At 41.2% G+C, this 16,253-nt stretch carries 14 protein-coding genes; 12 read left to right on the forward strand and 2 right to left on the reverse strand.

Annotated elements, in window-relative coordinates; all coding sequences use genetic code 11:
- Positions 1–15: 15 nt before the first annotated feature.
- Positions 16–963 carry a LysR family transcriptional regulator gene (locus MHN81_RS05890; protein WP_036975173.1) on the reverse strand — a complete coding sequence of 316 codons (948 nt, stop codon included), beginning with the start codon at positions 961–963 and terminating at the stop codon, positions 16–18.
- Positions 964–1,086: 123 nt separating this feature from the next.
- Here MHN81_RS05890 and MHN81_RS05895 point away from each other — a divergent pair, with 123 nt between their 5' ends.
- Genes MHN81_RS05895 through MHN81_RS05910 form a run of 4 tightly spaced genes read left to right on the forward strand, consistent with a single transcriptional unit; the run spans position 1,087 to position 7,864 of the window.
- Positions 1,087–2,259 carry an efflux RND transporter periplasmic adaptor subunit gene (locus MHN81_RS05895; RefSeq protein ID WP_023398089.1) on the forward strand — a complete coding sequence of 391 codons (1,173 nt, stop codon included), beginning with the start codon at positions 1,087–1,089 and terminating at the stop codon, positions 2,257–2,259.
- 9 nt (positions 2,260–2,268) lie between these two features.
- Positions 2,269–5,397 (forward strand): multidrug efflux RND transporter permease subunit, encoded by a 3,129-nt coding sequence (locus tag MHN81_RS05900; RefSeq protein ID WP_239425261.1) that lies wholly within the window; start codon positions 2,269–2,271, stop codon positions 5,395–5,397.
- Positions 5,398–5,399: 2 nt separating this feature from the next.
- The gene (locus MHN81_RS05905) at positions 5,400–6,818 is read left to right on the forward strand and encodes a TolC family protein (protein ID WP_239425262.1); all 1,419 of its coding nucleotides are present in this window, start codon (positions 5,400–5,402) and stop codon (positions 6,816–6,818) included.
- A 38-nt stretch (positions 6,819–6,856) separates the two neighbouring features.
- Positions 6,857–7,864 carry a zinc-binding dehydrogenase gene (locus tag MHN81_RS05910; protein ID WP_036975295.1) on the forward strand — a complete coding sequence of 336 codons (1,008 nt, stop codon included), beginning with the start codon at positions 6,857–6,859 and terminating at the stop codon, positions 7,862–7,864.
- A gap of 33 nt (positions 7,865–7,897) precedes the next feature.
- Here the strand turns inward: MHN81_RS05910 and MHN81_RS05915 are convergent, their stop codons facing one another.
- A complete protein-coding gene (locus tag MHN81_RS05915; RefSeq protein WP_023398085.1) occupies positions 7,898–8,419 on the reverse strand; it encodes an acyloxyacyl hydrolase in 522 nt (173 codons plus the stop codon).
- 238 nt (positions 8,420–8,657) lie between these two features.
- Here MHN81_RS05915 and MHN81_RS05920 point away from each other — a divergent pair, with 238 nt between their 5' ends.
- From MHN81_RS05920 to MHN81_RS05955, 8 genes are all read left to right on the forward strand, one after another.
- A complete protein-coding gene (locus MHN81_RS05920; RefSeq protein WP_023398084.1) occupies positions 8,658–9,296 on the forward strand; it encodes an ABC transporter substrate-binding protein in 639 nt (212 codons plus the stop codon).
- A 966-nt stretch (positions 9,297–10,262) separates the two neighbouring features.
- Entirely contained in the window at positions 10,263–10,586 is a 324-nt protein-coding gene (locus MHN81_RS05925; RefSeq protein WP_239425263.1) for a DUF5992 family protein, read from the forward strand.
- Positions 10,587–11,346: 760 nt separating this feature from the next.
- On the forward strand, positions 11,347–11,544 hold the full coding sequence (locus MHN81_RS05930; protein ID WP_239425264.1) for a hypothetical protein: 198 nt from the start codon (positions 11,347–11,349) through the stop codon (positions 11,542–11,544).
- Between the two features lie 873 nt (positions 11,545–12,417).
- A complete protein-coding gene (locus tag MHN81_RS05935; protein ID WP_239425265.1) occupies positions 12,418–12,873 on the forward strand; it encodes an NUDIX domain-containing protein in 456 nt (151 codons plus the stop codon).
- 56 nt (positions 12,874–12,929) lie between these two features.
- Positions 12,930–13,193 carry a hypothetical protein gene (locus MHN81_RS05940; RefSeq protein WP_239425266.1) on the forward strand — a complete coding sequence of 88 codons (264 nt, stop codon included), beginning with the start codon at positions 12,930–12,932 and terminating at the stop codon, positions 13,191–13,193.
- A gap of 181 nt (positions 13,194–13,374) precedes the next feature.
- The gene (locus MHN81_RS05945) at positions 13,375–13,584 is read left to right on the forward strand and encodes a hypothetical protein (protein WP_023398079.1); all 210 of its coding nucleotides are present in this window, start codon (positions 13,375–13,377) and stop codon (positions 13,582–13,584) included.
- 484 nt (positions 13,585–14,068) lie between these two features.
- Positions 14,069–14,596: a hypothetical protein gene (locus MHN81_RS05950; protein WP_155250721.1), complete on the forward strand. Its 528-nt coding sequence runs from the start codon at positions 14,069–14,071 to the stop codon at positions 14,594–14,596.
- A 588-nt stretch (positions 14,597–15,184) separates the two neighbouring features.
- A complete protein-coding gene (locus tag MHN81_RS05955) occupies positions 15,185–16,216 on the forward strand; it encodes an alpha/beta hydrolase (RefSeq protein ID WP_239425267.1) in 1,032 nt (343 codons plus the stop codon).
- The last annotated feature ends 37 nt before the right edge of the window (positions 16,217–16,253 follow it).

The raw sequence follows: 16,253 nt of genomic DNA on the forward strand, positions 1-16,253 counted from the left end.
CAACCTTTGTGGGTTTTACTTGGGTTGGTATATCTCGTTTATTCTAGGAATATTATGCTCCCAGCGTGGGATGGGTTCACCAATATAATGTCTTGCTGCGTCTAAGAATAGGCGTGTTCTCACAGGGAGATCTCGGTGAGGATACACCGCATACATGGCACTGTAATCAGGCAAATTGACGTCGGTTAGCATAGGGACCAGCTGTTCGTGGTCAACGTGATCGGCAAAGAAAAATGCAGGTGCCGTACAAAAGGCATTGTGAGATAGCACTTTTTCTAACAGCGCCTCACCATCATTTGATTTGAATACGGGATTGATGGGTTGCTCTCGTTGCTTTCCTTTTTCATCAATGTAACTAATCGACTCAAAACGAATATGATTACTTGTATAGGCTGCAGCGGGCAGCTCGGCTAAATCTGCCATCTTTTTTGGCTCACCATAGGTTTCGATAAACTGCGGCGTAGCTAGAATGAGCATACGATTGCGAGCTATTTTTCTGGCAATTAAGGAGGAGTCTCTAGGTTCACCAACACGAAAAGCCAAATCGAACCCTTCGGAGACCATGTCAATCACTCTGTCATCTAGTCGCAGCTCTATTGTGACTTGCGGAAAACGCTTTTGAAAGTCATTGATGACGGGCATTAGGTAGTATTTACCTAAATAACTCGATGAAGTTATTCGCAATAACCCTCTGGCTTCTTGGTGGTAGTTTTCAGCCATTTGCACTGTGTCTTGCAGCAGTAACCTAAGCTCTGCTGCCTTTTTTACCATTTCTGCACCAGCGGCGGTTAAGGAAAATGAACGGGTTGTACGATTTAATAATCGAACACCAAGCTCTTCTTCCAATTTACTGATTTGTTTAGATATAACAGAGCGGTCAATGTTTCTTAGTTCAGCTGCTTTTGAAAAAGAGCCTTGCTCAACAACTTCTAAAAGCATGATTAAACGACTAGTTGTATCCATTATTGGCATCACTAAAATGACTATTGGTGCCATTCTGGCATTAATGTTTTTAAAAAACCACTATTTTTAGTCATTAATAACAGGCGTACGATGTCCACATATTAATTTCCAGCGGAGCAACAAATGAAAAAGTTAGGTTTATCACTCAGTGCAGTGGCCCTTGCCCTCGTTTTAAGTGGTTGTGGCCAGTCTAATGCACAGCAAGGACAACAGCCGCCACCATTAACTATTGACGTTGCAAGCGTGCAGCTTGAGCAAGTTCAGTCTTGGCATACATTTACTACACGCCTCGAAGCCCCAGAACGTGTTTTGCTTAAACCTCGTGTATCCGGTCAGATTGAACGTATGGCATTTACCGAAGGTGAACGTGTCAACAAAGGGCAATTATTATTTAGCCTTGACCCGAGACCTTTTCAAGCACAAATTGACACTTTACAGGCACAGCTTGTAAGCGCTGAAGCAAGTTTAGAGCAAGCTCGCGGTGAAGCTGAGCGTGCAAATCGTTTGGTGGCACAAAATGCCATTTCTACAGAAGAAGCAGAGCAGCGCAGTGCGACACTTCGTAGCGCAATAGCCAACAAAAATGCCATCGAGGCACGTCTGCAAAATGCGCAGTTAGATTTGGAGTTTAGTCAAGTTTCTGCGCCAATCAGTGGCACTATTTCTCGCGCGGTAGCGACCAAGGGTAATTACGTTAAAGCGGGTGAGACGGAACTGACAACCATTGTTTCTGATGATGAAATTTACGCCTACTTTGATGTTGATGAGCGTACTTGGAGTCGCCAATTTGCTGATGTGTCTGTTGAAGATGAAATTTCAGTGCAATTGCAGCGCCTAGGTCAAGCAACGCAGGTATCAGGTAAGCTTGATTTTATCGACAACGAAATTAACCCAAATACCGGAACACTGCGCGTGCGTGCAGTATTTGATGCACAACAACATAATCTTAAGCCAGGTTCATTTGCGCGTGTATCAATCGGTGCACAAAATGCACAGCAAATGGCTATCGTCCCAGAACGCGCAATTGGCACAGATTTAAAAAACCGATTTGTATTAACCATTGATGAAAACAATGTATTGCAATATCGCTTGGTTGAGCTAGGTGAGCGTTATGGCGCATTCCGCGCAATTAAATCGGGCCTAGAAGCGGGCGATCGCATTGCGGTAAATGGTCCAGCGCGAGTGGGGCCGGGTATGCCAATTACACCAAATTCAGTCAGCTTAGCATTTGAAAATACTCAGTTTGTCTTAAAGCAGTCTGAATCAGCACCTGTTTTACTCAGTGCGGCAAACTAAGAGAGCGTTATGAAATTTTCCCACTTTTTTATAAACCGGCCTATTTTTGCGGCCATGTTGTCGATGATTTTTATCATCACAGGAGCTATTTCTCTGTTCCAGCTGCCGGTCAGTGAATACCCAGAAGTTGTACCACCAACTGTGGTTGTCAGCGCAACATACCCTGGCGCAAACCCTAAGGTTATTGCAGAGACGGTGGCTACGCCCCTTGAGCAGGAGCTAAATGGCCTTGAAAATATGTTGTATCACGGCTCGCAAGCAACCAGTGACGGTCGCTTAACGCTGACTGTAACCTTTGCACTGGGCACAGATCTTGACCAAGCGCAAGTACAGGTACAAAACCGTGTAAACAATGCGTTACCGCGATTGCCGCAAGAAGTACAGCGTTTGGGTGTAACCGCTCAAAAGTCGTCGCCTAACCTCGCATTGGTTGTACATTTAGTTTCGCCAAATGGCGAGCAAGACACTGCTTACATGGCTAACTACGCCGATTTATATATCAAAGATGAATTAAAGCGCTTACCCGGTGTTGGTGACTTACAGCTATTTGGTGGTGCTAAGTATTCGATGCGTGTGTGGTTAAACCCAGATGCCCTTGCTGCACGTAACCTCACTGCTTCAGATGTGGTTAATGCGCTACGTACTCAAAACCAGCAAGTCGCTGCAGGCTCATTGGGTGCACAACCGACGCCTGAAGAAAACCAATTCCAGATTTTATTAAATGTAAAAGGTCGTTTAGGCAGCATTGAAGAATTTGAAAGTGTTGTAATTAAAGTGGGCGAGAATGGCGCACTAACTCGCTTAAAAGACATAGCGCGTGTTGAGCTTGGTCAAGAAAACTATGCACTGCGTGCCATGTTAGATAATCAGCCAGCATTGGCGATGCCGATTTTCCAACGCCCGGGTACCAATGCAATTGAATTGTCGGACGATGTGCGCGAGGCCATGTCACGTCTTGAGAAAACGTTCCCAGCGGGTATGACATACGAAATTGCCTATGATCCAACTGTGTTTGTGCGTGGCTCAATTGATGCCGTTATCATGACGTTAATGGAAGCGATCCTACTGGTTGTTGTCGTGGTGGTGGTGTTTTTACAAACTTGGCGTGCGTCTATCATCCCTCTGATCGCTGTACCAGTATCATTGATTGGTACGTTTGCTGTGATGCAAATGTTAGGTGTCTCTATCAATACCTTATCTTTATTCGGTTTGGTATTGGCAATCGGTATTGTTGTTGATGACGCCATTGTTGTGGTTGAAAACGTCGAACGTAATATTGCCGACGGTCACAGTCCATATGAGGCAACTAAAATTGCCATGACCGAAGTTACAGGCCCAATTATCGCCATCGCATTTGTATTGTGTGCGGTATTTATCCCAACGGCATTTATCACAGGCTTGTCTGGTCAGTTTTATAAGCAGTTTGCATTAACTATTACTATTTCAACGCTGATTTCAGCATTTAACTCACTGACGTTGTCACCAGCGCTGTCAGCTATTTTGTTAAAGTCGCATGATGCGCCAAAAGACCGACTAACCCGTATTTTAGACAAGCTATTTGGCGCGTGGTTATTCAAGCCGTTCAACCGTTTATTTGATAAAGGTGCAAAAGGCTATGAAGCCGTCGTTAAAAAGCTGATTCGTATGAGTGTGGTTGTGGGCGTGGTATATCTTGCATTGGTTGGCTCTACTATTGGTTTGTTCCAGTCGGTGCCAGGTGGGTTTATTCCACAACAAGACAAGCAGTACCTCGTTGCCGTTGCGCAATTACCTGATGCTGCGAGCTTAGAGCGTACAGAGGAAGTCATTAAGCAGATGCAAGAAATTGCACTTGAAGTGCCGGGTGTTGCCCATACGGTTGCTTTCCCTGGTCTATCTGTGAATGGCTTTACCAACAGCACTAACAGCGGCATTGTGTTTACGCCTTTGGACGACTTTGCCGATAGAAATGACCCGAGTTTGTCAGCACAGGCAATTGCGATGCAGCTTAATATGCGTTTTGCAGCCATTGATGAAGCCTTTGTGGCAGTATTTCCGCCGCCGCCAATTTTAGGCTTAGGCACAACGGGTGGTTTTAAACTACAAATTCAGGACCGAGCTAACCAAGGGTTTGAAGCGCTCTTTGCTGCGCTGCAAGCGACCATTGGTGCTGCTCAGCAAGACCCAGCACTAACTGGCCTTTACTCAAGCTTTAGAGTACAGGTTCCGCAAATGGATATTAATATCGACCGTGAGCAGGCGCTTATTCAAGGTATTCCATTACAGGAAGTATTTGATGCGCTGCAAGTATACCTCGGTTCTGTATACGTAAACGATTTCAACTTGTTTGGCCGTACTTACCAAGTGAAAGCACAAGCTGACGCTGAGTTTAGAGCCAAGAAGGAGCAAATAAATAATCTTAAAGTACGTAACGCTGCTGGCAACATGGTACCTCTGGGTTCCGTTGTGACTGTAGAAGCGACGACGGGTCCAGATCGTGTGATGCACTACAACGGGTACGTGACCGCTGAGCTTAACGGTAGTCCAGCGCCAGGTTACAGCTCGGATCAGGCGCAGCAAGCGATTGAAAAAGTGCTTGAAAAATCGCTGCCTGAAGGCATGGCTTTTGAGTGGACAGAAGTGACGTATCAGCAGATCTTGGCTGGTAATACTATGGTGTACGTATTCCCCTTGGTTGTGGTACTGGTATTTATGGTTCTAGCAGCGCAATACGAGAGTTTACGCTTGCCACTGGCGATCATCTTAATCGTACCTATGACAATATTCTCAGCGCTAGCAGGTGTATATATGCTTGGCGGTGACAACAATATATTCACGCAAATTGCATTGATTGTATTAGTTGCGCTGGCATCGAAAAACGCCATATTGATGGTGGAATTTGCCAGAGACAAACATGTTCAGGGCGCGACACACTTAGAGGCAATTATTGAAGCATGTCGTTTAAGATTGCGTCCAATTTTGATGACATCTATCGCCTTTACCGCAGGTGTTGTACCGCTAGTATTGGCATCTGGAGCGGGTGCAGAGATGCGTCAAGCCATGGGTAACGCGGTATTCTTCGGCATGATAGGTGTCACGGTGTTCGGCTTGCTATTTACCCCAGTATTTTATCGTCTAGTAACGCCTAAGGAGCAATAAACATGCGAGCAATTAAACTGTCTATTATAAGTCTTGCTGTGGCCTCTGTGGTTGGGTGCACTAGCACATCGTATGAGCAAGATGTAGCGGCAAGTCAGCAGACGTTTAACACTAAAGTTGAAAACACGCAGGCACTGGCAGCAGTGACTATGTCTGATGAAGCCAACTGGTGGCAGCAATTAGAAGACAATAATTTGAACCAATTGGTGGCTGACGTGATGTCAGCTAACCAAAACCTTAAGGCTTCTGCAGCGCGCTTGCGCGCTGCAATGGCGGGGTTAAGTGAAGCGCAGCGTGCACGTTTACCGCAAGGTAATGTGAATATTGCTGCGCAAAGAGGCACGACTTTACTTCCAAACGGTACCCAAAGCAGTGTTACTGAGTCACTAAACGGTGGTGGCGCGCTGACATGGGATGTTGATTTATCTGGACGCATTGCGAAGCTTGCCAACGCGGCGTCAGCGGCAGCCGAATCACAGCAAGGGCAATACCAAGCCTTAGCGGGCGAGTTAGTGACAACCAGTATTCAAAGTTATATACAATGGCAAGCGCTGCAGCAGACTCAGCAATTAACTGAAGCACAGCTAAAAGCGCTGGAAGAGTCCATTGCGATCATTGAGATCCGTGTTAAAGAAGGCGTAGCCACTGAGCTTGAGCTTAATCGTACCAAGTCACAATATTTTGAGCATAAGCAGCGGCTACCACAAATAGCGACTGAGCTTGCACAAGTTGAGCAAACGCTGGCTGTATTGACCAACAAATCGACAGGCAATCTGGGCCTACTTGCGCTTAATAAGTCGCGCTACGAACAGCTTGCGATTACGGTGAATTTGAGCTCGGCCTCAGATGCATTATTACAACGCGGTGATGTGCAAAGTGCCATCGCAACGTTAAAGCAGCAAAGTTACTTGTCGCAAAGTGCTGAGCGTGCTTTATACCCAGATATCAGTTTTTCTGCGTTTGCGGGAGTATTGAACCCAACGGCTATAAACTTTAGTGATACCCAGTCAAATTGGCAGGTATCACCAACCCTGAGTTGGTCGCTGTTTAGCTATCCACAACTGCTGGCTCAGCTGGATAGACAAGAGGCGATCACACAGGCCAGCTATTATGACTATCGCCAAAAGCTTACCAATGTACTTGCGCAAGCTGAGTATTCACTCCGGGCTTTATCTCAAGCAAAAGTGCAGCTAAATTATGCACATGAGCAAGTTGTAGCGGCAGAAAATGCGTATTTACAAGCAACAGCGGGATATAAAGAGGGACAATTGGGTTATCTTGAGTTGTTGGATGCGCGGCAAGATGTTTTAATAGCGCAACAATCGCAAATGGCCATGAGAAATATGCTACTAAGTTCGTCGGTAAGTGTATATGGTGAATTAAACGGGCAATGGTCTAAGGCTTTAGTTGCGAGCATTTAATGCTCGCAAACGCGCCACTTTTGGAGAAACAAGTAACTATGTCTACCGAACAAACTAAGATGAAGGCCTTGGAGCTACGCTCGCATGGGCTTGACTTTGATTTAGTCATGAGCGAGCAGGCGATGCCAGAACCAAGTAGCAATGAGCTGCTGGTAGCCATTGAATATGTGGCACTCAATCACTTAGATGCGAGAATGGCAAGGGATGGGTTTAGCCAATGGGAATACCCGCATATTTTGGGCCTTGACGCTGTTGGCACTGTGGTCAAAGCAGGTAAGGGGGTGTTTCCTAAAGCAGGGGCGCGGGTTTTATTTAATGCAAATTTAGCCCAAAAAGGAATGTTAAAAGAGTTTGCCGTAGTGCCAAACCATGCAGTGTCTGAATTACCTACGGATATCAGCCCTGAGGTGGCGGTTATCTTACCTAATGCAGGTATGGCTGCGTTGCTTGCGATTGAAAAGTTAAAGCTTACAGAGGGCGACTCTTTAGCAATTAACAGTGCACAAGGGGCGGTGGCGCACTTTGCAATTCAGTACGCAAAGCAAAAAGGCGCACAAGTATTTGCTTTTGCACAAAAGGAACATCACAAAAGGCTGCGTAAGCTCGGTGCAGATTTTGCCTTCGACTGTGAATCAGACAGCGTTTGTGATCAAATCAAACGTGAAATAGGTCCTGAAGGATTCGATTGTATTTTAAATACATCAGGTGGAGATTCTTTTATCGAAGACCTGAGACATTTGCGTTTTTGTGGTCGTATTGCCTGTTTAAATGGTTTTGGTCATATCCCGGAAGAGTTGCTGTTTGAAAAAGCGCCAAATATTGGAGTGGTGTCAATTGGCGGTGCTTGGTTGGCAAACAACTTATGTGCACAACAGCACTTATGCTTTATGGGCCAAAAGTTACTAGCGGATGTGAAGTCAGGGCAGCTTAAAGTGCCTGATATCGAGCTCATAGAGTTTAGTGCTCAAGCCGTAAAAGATACTTTGTCGTGTTTGCTTACTTCTTCGTGTCAAAAGCGGCCAGTGATAAAAATAGAACACGCATAAAAAAAGCCACAACCTAGGTTGTGGCTTTTTCGTTTAGAACTTTGCTGAGTACGATAAAGATAAAAAGTCCAGCCCTGGGTTGGGGCTTTTAAACCCCGCGTTAGAATAATGAATATATCGCATCGCGATATTGGCATCTCCTAAGTCATAAACAAATCCAAGCCTGTCTTCAAATTGATAGTGAGTGCTGACGTTCTTACCTGCAAACTGCGTATCTTCTAATAACGCTACGCCAATGCCAAATTCAATGGATAAAGGCTTGTTGTAGACGGTAGTGATAGGGTATTGGATCACAGGGGAGACGGCCAATACAAAATTTTGATCATACTTGCCGCTGTCGCCAAACCGCCAAAAGTTAACGCTTGATTCAAAATACATATTAACTAGGTGCCAGTTTTCTGGTAGCCAGTCATTGGTATGATATTGATATGCAAGCTTAACACCTCGAACATCACCCTCACCATGAATGTAATGTATGCCATAACCGTGGGATGTACCGGCCATTGCCGAAGTCGACAAGGCTAAAGAAAAAAGAAGGCTAGGTATGTGTTTCATAGAGTACTTCTCGATAACCATTTTGATGTATTTTGCGCGTTCTTTTTGTGTCTAAATAGAAGTATTAAAGCACCTTATTGGTGCTTTATTGGCATCATTTTGATAGTCGTTTGTTTTTATTTGATATTTTCAATTTGTGCCGTTATGGCATCAATCATTTGAAGTTTTGTTGACATATTTATCGGTAAAGGAGGTGTACAATTAGCTTAATCGCACCTTAACGACGAAAGAGAACATCATGACTAACAACTTGTTAAAAGCACTTACTTTCTTAGTTGGACTGGCAATGAGTTTGAGCTTTTCAGCGCATAGCCAGCAAAGTGTCACGTCGTACACGCAGCTTGATACTTTGGCCCATGACTTGAGTTTGCAATTTAAGGATGCGACACAACAATTGGCTGCACTACCCGACGTAGAGCGAGATCAAAGGGCGAAACAACTGGTTAATGCACAGCTTGTTCCTCATCTCGACTTAGAGTTTTCGTCCTTAAAGCTACTTGGCAAACATGTTCGGGGGCTAGATAGACAGCAAACCGCAGAATTCACCAAGTTGATAGAGTCTCAGTTAGTAAACATGTATGCGCAGGTGCTTATTGACTATAAAGGGGCTGATGTAGCGTTAAAGACTTTGCAAACCAATCAGGGTCGCAAGTTTGCCGAAGCAGCGATTGAAATCGAGAAAGCCAATAGCGAACGTTCGCAATTGATTTTTAAATTTAAGCAAGATACACAAGGTCAATGGCGAGTTTATGATGTGGTTTCTCGACATGTATCGCAGTTGAGTGTAAAACGTCAAAGTTTAGTATTAAAAATCAGCAAAATTGGCTTTGAACAACTAAATCATGAACTTAGACAGTCACAAAGAAATGAAATTTAGTTGGTTGTTTTTAAAAGGATACTAAAAAACTTACACCAATTTAGTATTCAGTGTACGCGATAAATATTATGAAAACGTCCTTACAATCGCTTGATTTAAACACTGTCATATTAAGCTTAGGTCAAATAGCTCTAAACGGAATAAGTATAGAAAAGTAGTGTTAAAGCCATTTTTTATACGAATGCAATGCTTTTTGCTTAGAGCTGGCTAAAGATATACTCAAGTTTTTGCACCTTGAAATATAACCCTCTAACTGGTTTCAAAATCAACCTACTGAGTACCACTTAATTGCGATTAGGTGGTGCTTTTCATCTCTACCTTTCACTCATTTTTCATTCCGTTACCAGTTTAGAATCAAACAAGTAAGGGAAGTTCGTATTTAGGTATTTGAAAATGTGTGGGATAGGCCATGTAATACAACTTCAAGTCCGAACTGAAGGCGTAATTAAAACAGTCTGATTGAGTTTACTAAGTGGGAGTTTTAGACCTTGATTGGTGAATTAAACAAAATAAAAAACACGTCAAACAGTAATAAAGTTAAAAGCAATACTGATTACTTTCCTTTTACAGCACAGCTGGCTTATTAATTTATTTAATAGGCCATATACATGGCACAAAAAGAATTTAAAATTTCAATGTGCGAACTTCTCATAGTGCCCTCTAGATTAATTTAATTGATAATTAAAAGGACTTTAGTTGGTTTGGTAAGATCACAAGAAGTGTTCTTGAGTTAGTGCCTTGATTATAAGCAACACACTGTATTTTTTAAAGTGTATGCTGCTAATCATGATTAGTTACTAGTAGTTCACGAAGAGGTTAAGTCTTCGTGGTTAATTTGTTTGTAAAATCAAATTGGTATCTTTTATATTTATATTAATTTGTTACTATGGTTTTTAAATCTAAATTTTAAATTTTTAAATGTGCAATTTCTTTGCAGGGAAATAAGTTAGTTTATTGGAGGGACTTATGAAAAAAATGCTTTGTTTGAGTTTGTTTATTTTACCATTCTATAGTGGTGCAGGAGAATTGGTTAGGGATGCTGTAATTACTGAGGTTGCTAGTACTAGTAGCAATAAAGATGTTTTTTATGTGAAGCTAAGTGGAGGCACAGGCCCATGCGCCAATGGATCTGTTGAGTTTCCCGCAAATAAGTCGCAGTCAGAGCAATCCTATAATCAAGCTTTTTCAATTGCACTCGCAGCGTCAATGAGTGGCAAAAAAGTTAGAATACACAATTACTCGAACAATGAATGTAGCCAAGCAAACTTTATTGGTGTTTTTACAAACTAATAAGTTGATTTAAAAGTAAAAGAGAAGGTGGTGACCGGGTAAGTTTTTACTTGATAGTAAAAATTACTTCAAACTGAAAATACGCCAACCTATTCAGTTTAAATCTGAAAAATGAATTCTGTAACCAAATTACCTTGTGGGAATTGAACATGATTTATATTCAATTCCCTTTACCCCTCTATGACAACTTGATGCCAGGCCGTATTGGGTAAATGTGTTCAGATTAGACTATTTTCATACTTTTCTTCTTTTTTCATACACGGCACACATACTTACTAGCTAAAATTTTCAGTAGTTCCAAGTTAATATGCATACTTTCTTCACATTAACCCATAATTAAAGTTAATAAATCAAAATACTCGATGTAGCTAGTTACTATTCTTTTAACTGTGTCTGCTGAACTAATTGGGTCGATAAAATCTTTCACCTATCATGCGTTTATTCCACTTCCATTAATTTTAATCTCGTTTCAATAAACTTTATTGCGCACCAAATAATCTTGAACGCTTTTCCCAGACTGAGCAACCAGCTTGCCCAACAAGTGTCATGACTGCAACTCTTGTCGCAAATAACAAGGTTCTATCTTTTAGTTTTATAGTAGTGCTTACAGATACAGGGCTGGTTGCGAGATATTATTCCATTGCGAATATTAAAATAAAAAAGTAAAGTTGGCATGGTTTTAGGCACGCTAAAATATGTCGACTAGTAAGGTTTTTGGCCGCTGTCGCGCATATTCAGCCGCTTGTGGGGAGTAATACATATGGCTCGAAAAATAGACTTTTCTACCTATTCTCTTAATGATTTGTATCTGTCTGCTCAGGCAATTGATCGCGATAAGTACCCTGAAAGGGCAAAGGAAATCGATAGGTTGATTGCTGAAAAAGAAGAGTCGAATCCAGATGCACACATGAAAAAATCTCATTTAGTACCTATCATAACAATGCGATATACAACATGATTATGTTTGTATTTTTTGTCTTAATTCCAGCTGTTTTTACATCAGTATTCTTATTTAATGGGTCAATGAGCCTCATATTTTCGCCAATTTTCACAATAGTTTATGGGTTTACCTTCTTTAAATTTTGTCGTTTGGACGTGCCTGATGCGGTGTATGATGATGGAGATGCTTTATTGTTCATAAACAATAATAAACAGCGACGGGTAGAACTAAAAGAGATAGTCAAAGTGAGGCATGAAATGTGGTTTAGGCACTTGATACGACTTGAAGTACGTGCCGAAGGAGCATCCGAATCAGAATGCCTGTTTATGCCAGATACGAATTCCAAGCTTTTTTCTGTCAACCCTATAGTCTGTGAACTAAATAAAAGAGCAAATGCAGCTAGGCGCGCTAAACAATCAGAATGTAAGAGGCAACGCTGATTTTTATCGTTCTTCAGCATGCTCCCTATACAGTTGGCTTATTGATTTAACCTGACGAGCAAACATCAAGTTTTTAGACACTCTGAGGTTCTTACTTCACGTTCAGCTTTCTAATTGGAGCATGTGATAATTTCGATTCCTCCCAATGTTTGTAGAAAAACGCAGTATATGACCTCTATCCTTTGATAGCTGATAAGTCCAACTGTTGAGTAAGGGAATGCGCATGCACCATAAATAGCTGAACGGGAGATGTCCCTCGGTTTTGAACCAACGTAAATTAGGTTGTTAGCGGGTATTGGGGCGTTAAATATTCAAAATAAAGCTGTTAAGGTACTAAAATTATTAAATAAACTTAATTTTATTGGCAGCAGATGTTGGTTTTGAATAAATGAAAACTCCAAAAATTCACGCTAGTGTACAGCTATGAACTAAGAACTATAGGAGTAAAAATTTGAAAACAAGACAATGCTCAAGGCTAATGATAGTGAATGAACAAGATGAATTGTTGTTGTTTCAATATAAGGACGAACATAAGAGCGAACCATTTTGGGCCACAGCAGGTGGAGAACTAAAAGAAGGTGAATCTTATTTAGACGCAGCCAAAAGAGAACTGTATGAAGAAACCGGATTAACAAATGACATCGGTGAATTACTTTTGGAGCGGGAAGATATTTTTGCTGTAGCGAGATCTACCCCTGCAATATGGCAAGAAAAGTACTATTTAGTTAGGTGTGCTACTAACAGTAAGGTGTTTGCCGCCCAGTGGACTGAAGAAGAAAAGTCCACAATCCAAAAATGGAAATGGTGGTCACGAGAAGAGATGGAACAAGAAGGTATTGACGCTTTCAAGCCTGACTGTCTACCGGCATTATTTGATACTATTTTAAACAGCAAATTGAGTGAGTAATAGACTGTTTAATATGATAAAATTCAGATGAGCTTATATAATCTCGAGGAATTTAAGTGAAATTAAAGGTAATATTTCTGTTCATGCTACAAATTACCTCGAATTCGCTGAGTGCAGAGTCTGTTTCTGAAAAGTTCTCTATTGAGTCAGAAGAAATGAGAGTTATAGAGTTTGAGCTTGGTTATTCAGAGCTAACTGCAAAAAATCAATTGAAACTGGATGAGCATGTAAAGTTCTTAAAGAAATTTCCTTCAGTAGTTTTGCATATTAAAGGGGGGCAAGTGAGGCTGAGCCCAGTGGAGGGAGTTCAATTTCTTTAGCCGCTGATAGGGCTACTGCCGTATCAAATTACCTAATTGAAAACGGTGTTTTACACTCACAGTTAGTTTTCTGCGCTTCAGTAAATGAGTTTAATTTCATACATGCTGTTTCTTTCCAAGCAGAATCTAAACGTCTATTAGCAAGGCTTAATGTGAATAAATACAAGGGGGAGTATAGCCGATGTCTAACAATAAAAAAATGACAGATGAAGAGTTTTCTAAAATGATTAGCTTGTTGGCTAAGTTCGCAAATACCGAAATGGATCAGTTTGCGGTTTGGAAGTTTAAAAGCGAATTTGGAGACGTGTTTATCAATATTTCTCTCCATGCTCACTTCGATAATTCGATGTATAATGATGTGACAAATGCAATTAAAAAGTATTATTGGTAAACTTGGCATAACAGGCTTTTCAGGTAGCTCCCCAAAGTATGTCGCTCCTATTCTATTCCGAAAATATAACTCAAATAAAAATGGCAAACCTAACATTTACTACTCATAGGGTGACCTTTTTTAAGGGAGCTATATAGCTAGTGGTTATGGTAGTTGTAACAATGACTCTTTGCCAAATTAGTACCGATATAGTTAATATAGAAAAAGAATGGAAAGAAGTGACGGTGCTATCAAGGAATTTAACTTAAACTATTTACAGTTTGGTTTATTCATTTGTCATTTTATATTTTTTTGTTATAAAAGAGTCTTTGATGTGGAGTTAAATATACGGTTTCCTGCACATTCTTTTGACTAAATCTTTTTGTTGAGTAAAAAATATATCAATCGGACCAAAAGTGGACGCAAAACAGACGGATTGTGCTCTTTTAGCCAGCTAATCTTCGCCGTTGAATAAAGGTATTAACTCCTTGAGGGATATTGAACATTGAAATACGTTAGAATGGTTTTTGAAATTTGGGGTTATGTTTCTGCAATAATCGTATTTGGCTTTGCTATATCTGTTTTTTGGCACTTTGAAAAACCAGAGAAGATTGACAAAGCGACCTTTGCCGAAGTAAGAGTATCCCTCAACTGGTCAAATTTGGGAGAAGACAGCTTCGAAAGAGTTTTACATAGTTACGAAAGCCCTACGCTCAGTATAGATGGTGATTTCGCAAAAGCATATGCCATTAAACTGTCTAAAATACCAACGGGAATAATTGACGGAGCCTTTACTAGTTGGAAAGAGCTCCCCTTGAATAGTGAAATACTTAATAATGCTCTGGAATTGGCTATGGCAGCGGGCAACCCAAATGTCAAAAACTGGCTACCCAAAAAAGGTGAACTCATTTCACCTCGGTATTTGGTTAATTTTAATCGATTGACTTATTATGGCCATTACACTGAATACGTAAGTGCCTTTATAATCGATAGGCAAGATAAAATTCTATATCACCTTGAACACAAGATATAGGGCCTGGAACCTGCTCACGCTAGCGCTCTTCATGGATATGGAACGCTTTTAACTGCTTATATCGACTTTGTTGAACATTACAGACGTATAATTAGTCTATTATAGATGGCTATATAGTTTGCCTTGCTTTCACTTTTGAATTTTTAGTCGGGTTTATTACGCTCTATATTGAAGTTCTAGTACTTTGATAGGATGGTGAAATACCTATTCTTGTATTATTTCTTGATTATATTTTATTACCATATCCAAATGAATTTTATTACACCGACGTACGAAAAAGCTTAAATGTATTGATTCTGAGCTATTTCGAGTTTCCAACATCCCGGAAGAATTCGAAAAGCTAACGTACGCATACATATAATTAAATCGAACAAAAAGGCACAAATCGGCTGTCTCGATATTAGTATAGAACAACAAAAGCACAGGCCAATACTGGTTGCACCAACACAAGCCGCGTTAAGACGTTTTTGTAGCAAAGAAGACAAACAGTAGCATATTGCTAGGCAACCAGTTACGACTACTCACAGTTTCTCACATAAAAAGCATTTATAGTTTCATTGACTTTACTTGCAAAGGAAACAGCTCGTCATGGAAAAGTATAATTATTGGGTATTATCAGCCGCCTTTATTTTTGCCACTTTATTATCTGCTTGTAACAATAATCGCGGGCAAAACGACCTTCAATATACAACGCATACCTTTGATTCACTCAATCACCATCTGGTTGGTCGCCTTTATAAACCAAAACATCATACCGCATCTGATCCTATCGTCATTTTTGTTCACGGTGATGGTGCAATGGACAGTACTGCGAAAAGTTTCTATATCCCCATTATTGAGTCATTGGCTGCAAAAAATATTGCTACGTTTTCGTGGGACAAACCAGGGATTGGCAAATCACAAGGCAATTGGTTGTCACAATCCATGAAAGATAGGGCTACCGAAGTACGAGATGCGATTCAATATCTCCGAGTTGCAGGTTACCAACAAAATCAGATTGGGTTACTTGGTTTTAGCCAAGCAAGTTGGGTATTCGCAAATTTGCACAGTGAATCGCAAATCAACTTTATGGTGCTTGTTGGCGGTGCTGCTAACTGGTTGTCTCAGAGCCAATACAGTATGTGGATCCGTTTGGTGGACGAAGGAAAAATTAGTGTAGATGACGCAGCTGCGTTGGAGCGTATTAATCTGCTAAGCGCGGCAGAGTATCAGCTTATAAAAGCAGGGTATGACCACTACTTGTCAGCCGCTTTACATCAGGACCCTTATATGCCAGAGCCGATAAAAGACGAAGCGAGATTTAACTTTGTTAGAAAAAACATTGATGCAGATGTCTTTGAAGGCTTTAGTAAACTTAATTTTCCCATGTTAGCCATATATGGCGATAGTGATGTGCATGTCGACATTGAACATAGCCAAGTTGAATTTGCACACGCTTTTGCAAGCTCAACGCAACCCTATGCCAGCCTAGAGCAGGTCACAATTCATAATGCCACGCACGGCTTGATGAAACCAGATTTACCACTAGATGCGCTGTTTTCTATAAAAAAGGAACACTTCTCGCCTAGTGCAATAAACACCATAGTTGACTGGATTGATTTGCAGAGAGACCAACGATAAATAGTGGTTGCTGACAAACTGAGAGAGCACATGGTAA

Origin of the sequence: Pseudoalteromonas sp. Of7M-16, from assembly GCF_022347805.1 — a bacterium.
Taxonomy (GTDB): domain Bacteria; phylum Pseudomonadota; class Gammaproteobacteria; order Enterobacterales; family Alteromonadaceae; genus Pseudoalteromonas; species Pseudoalteromonas luteoviolacea_F.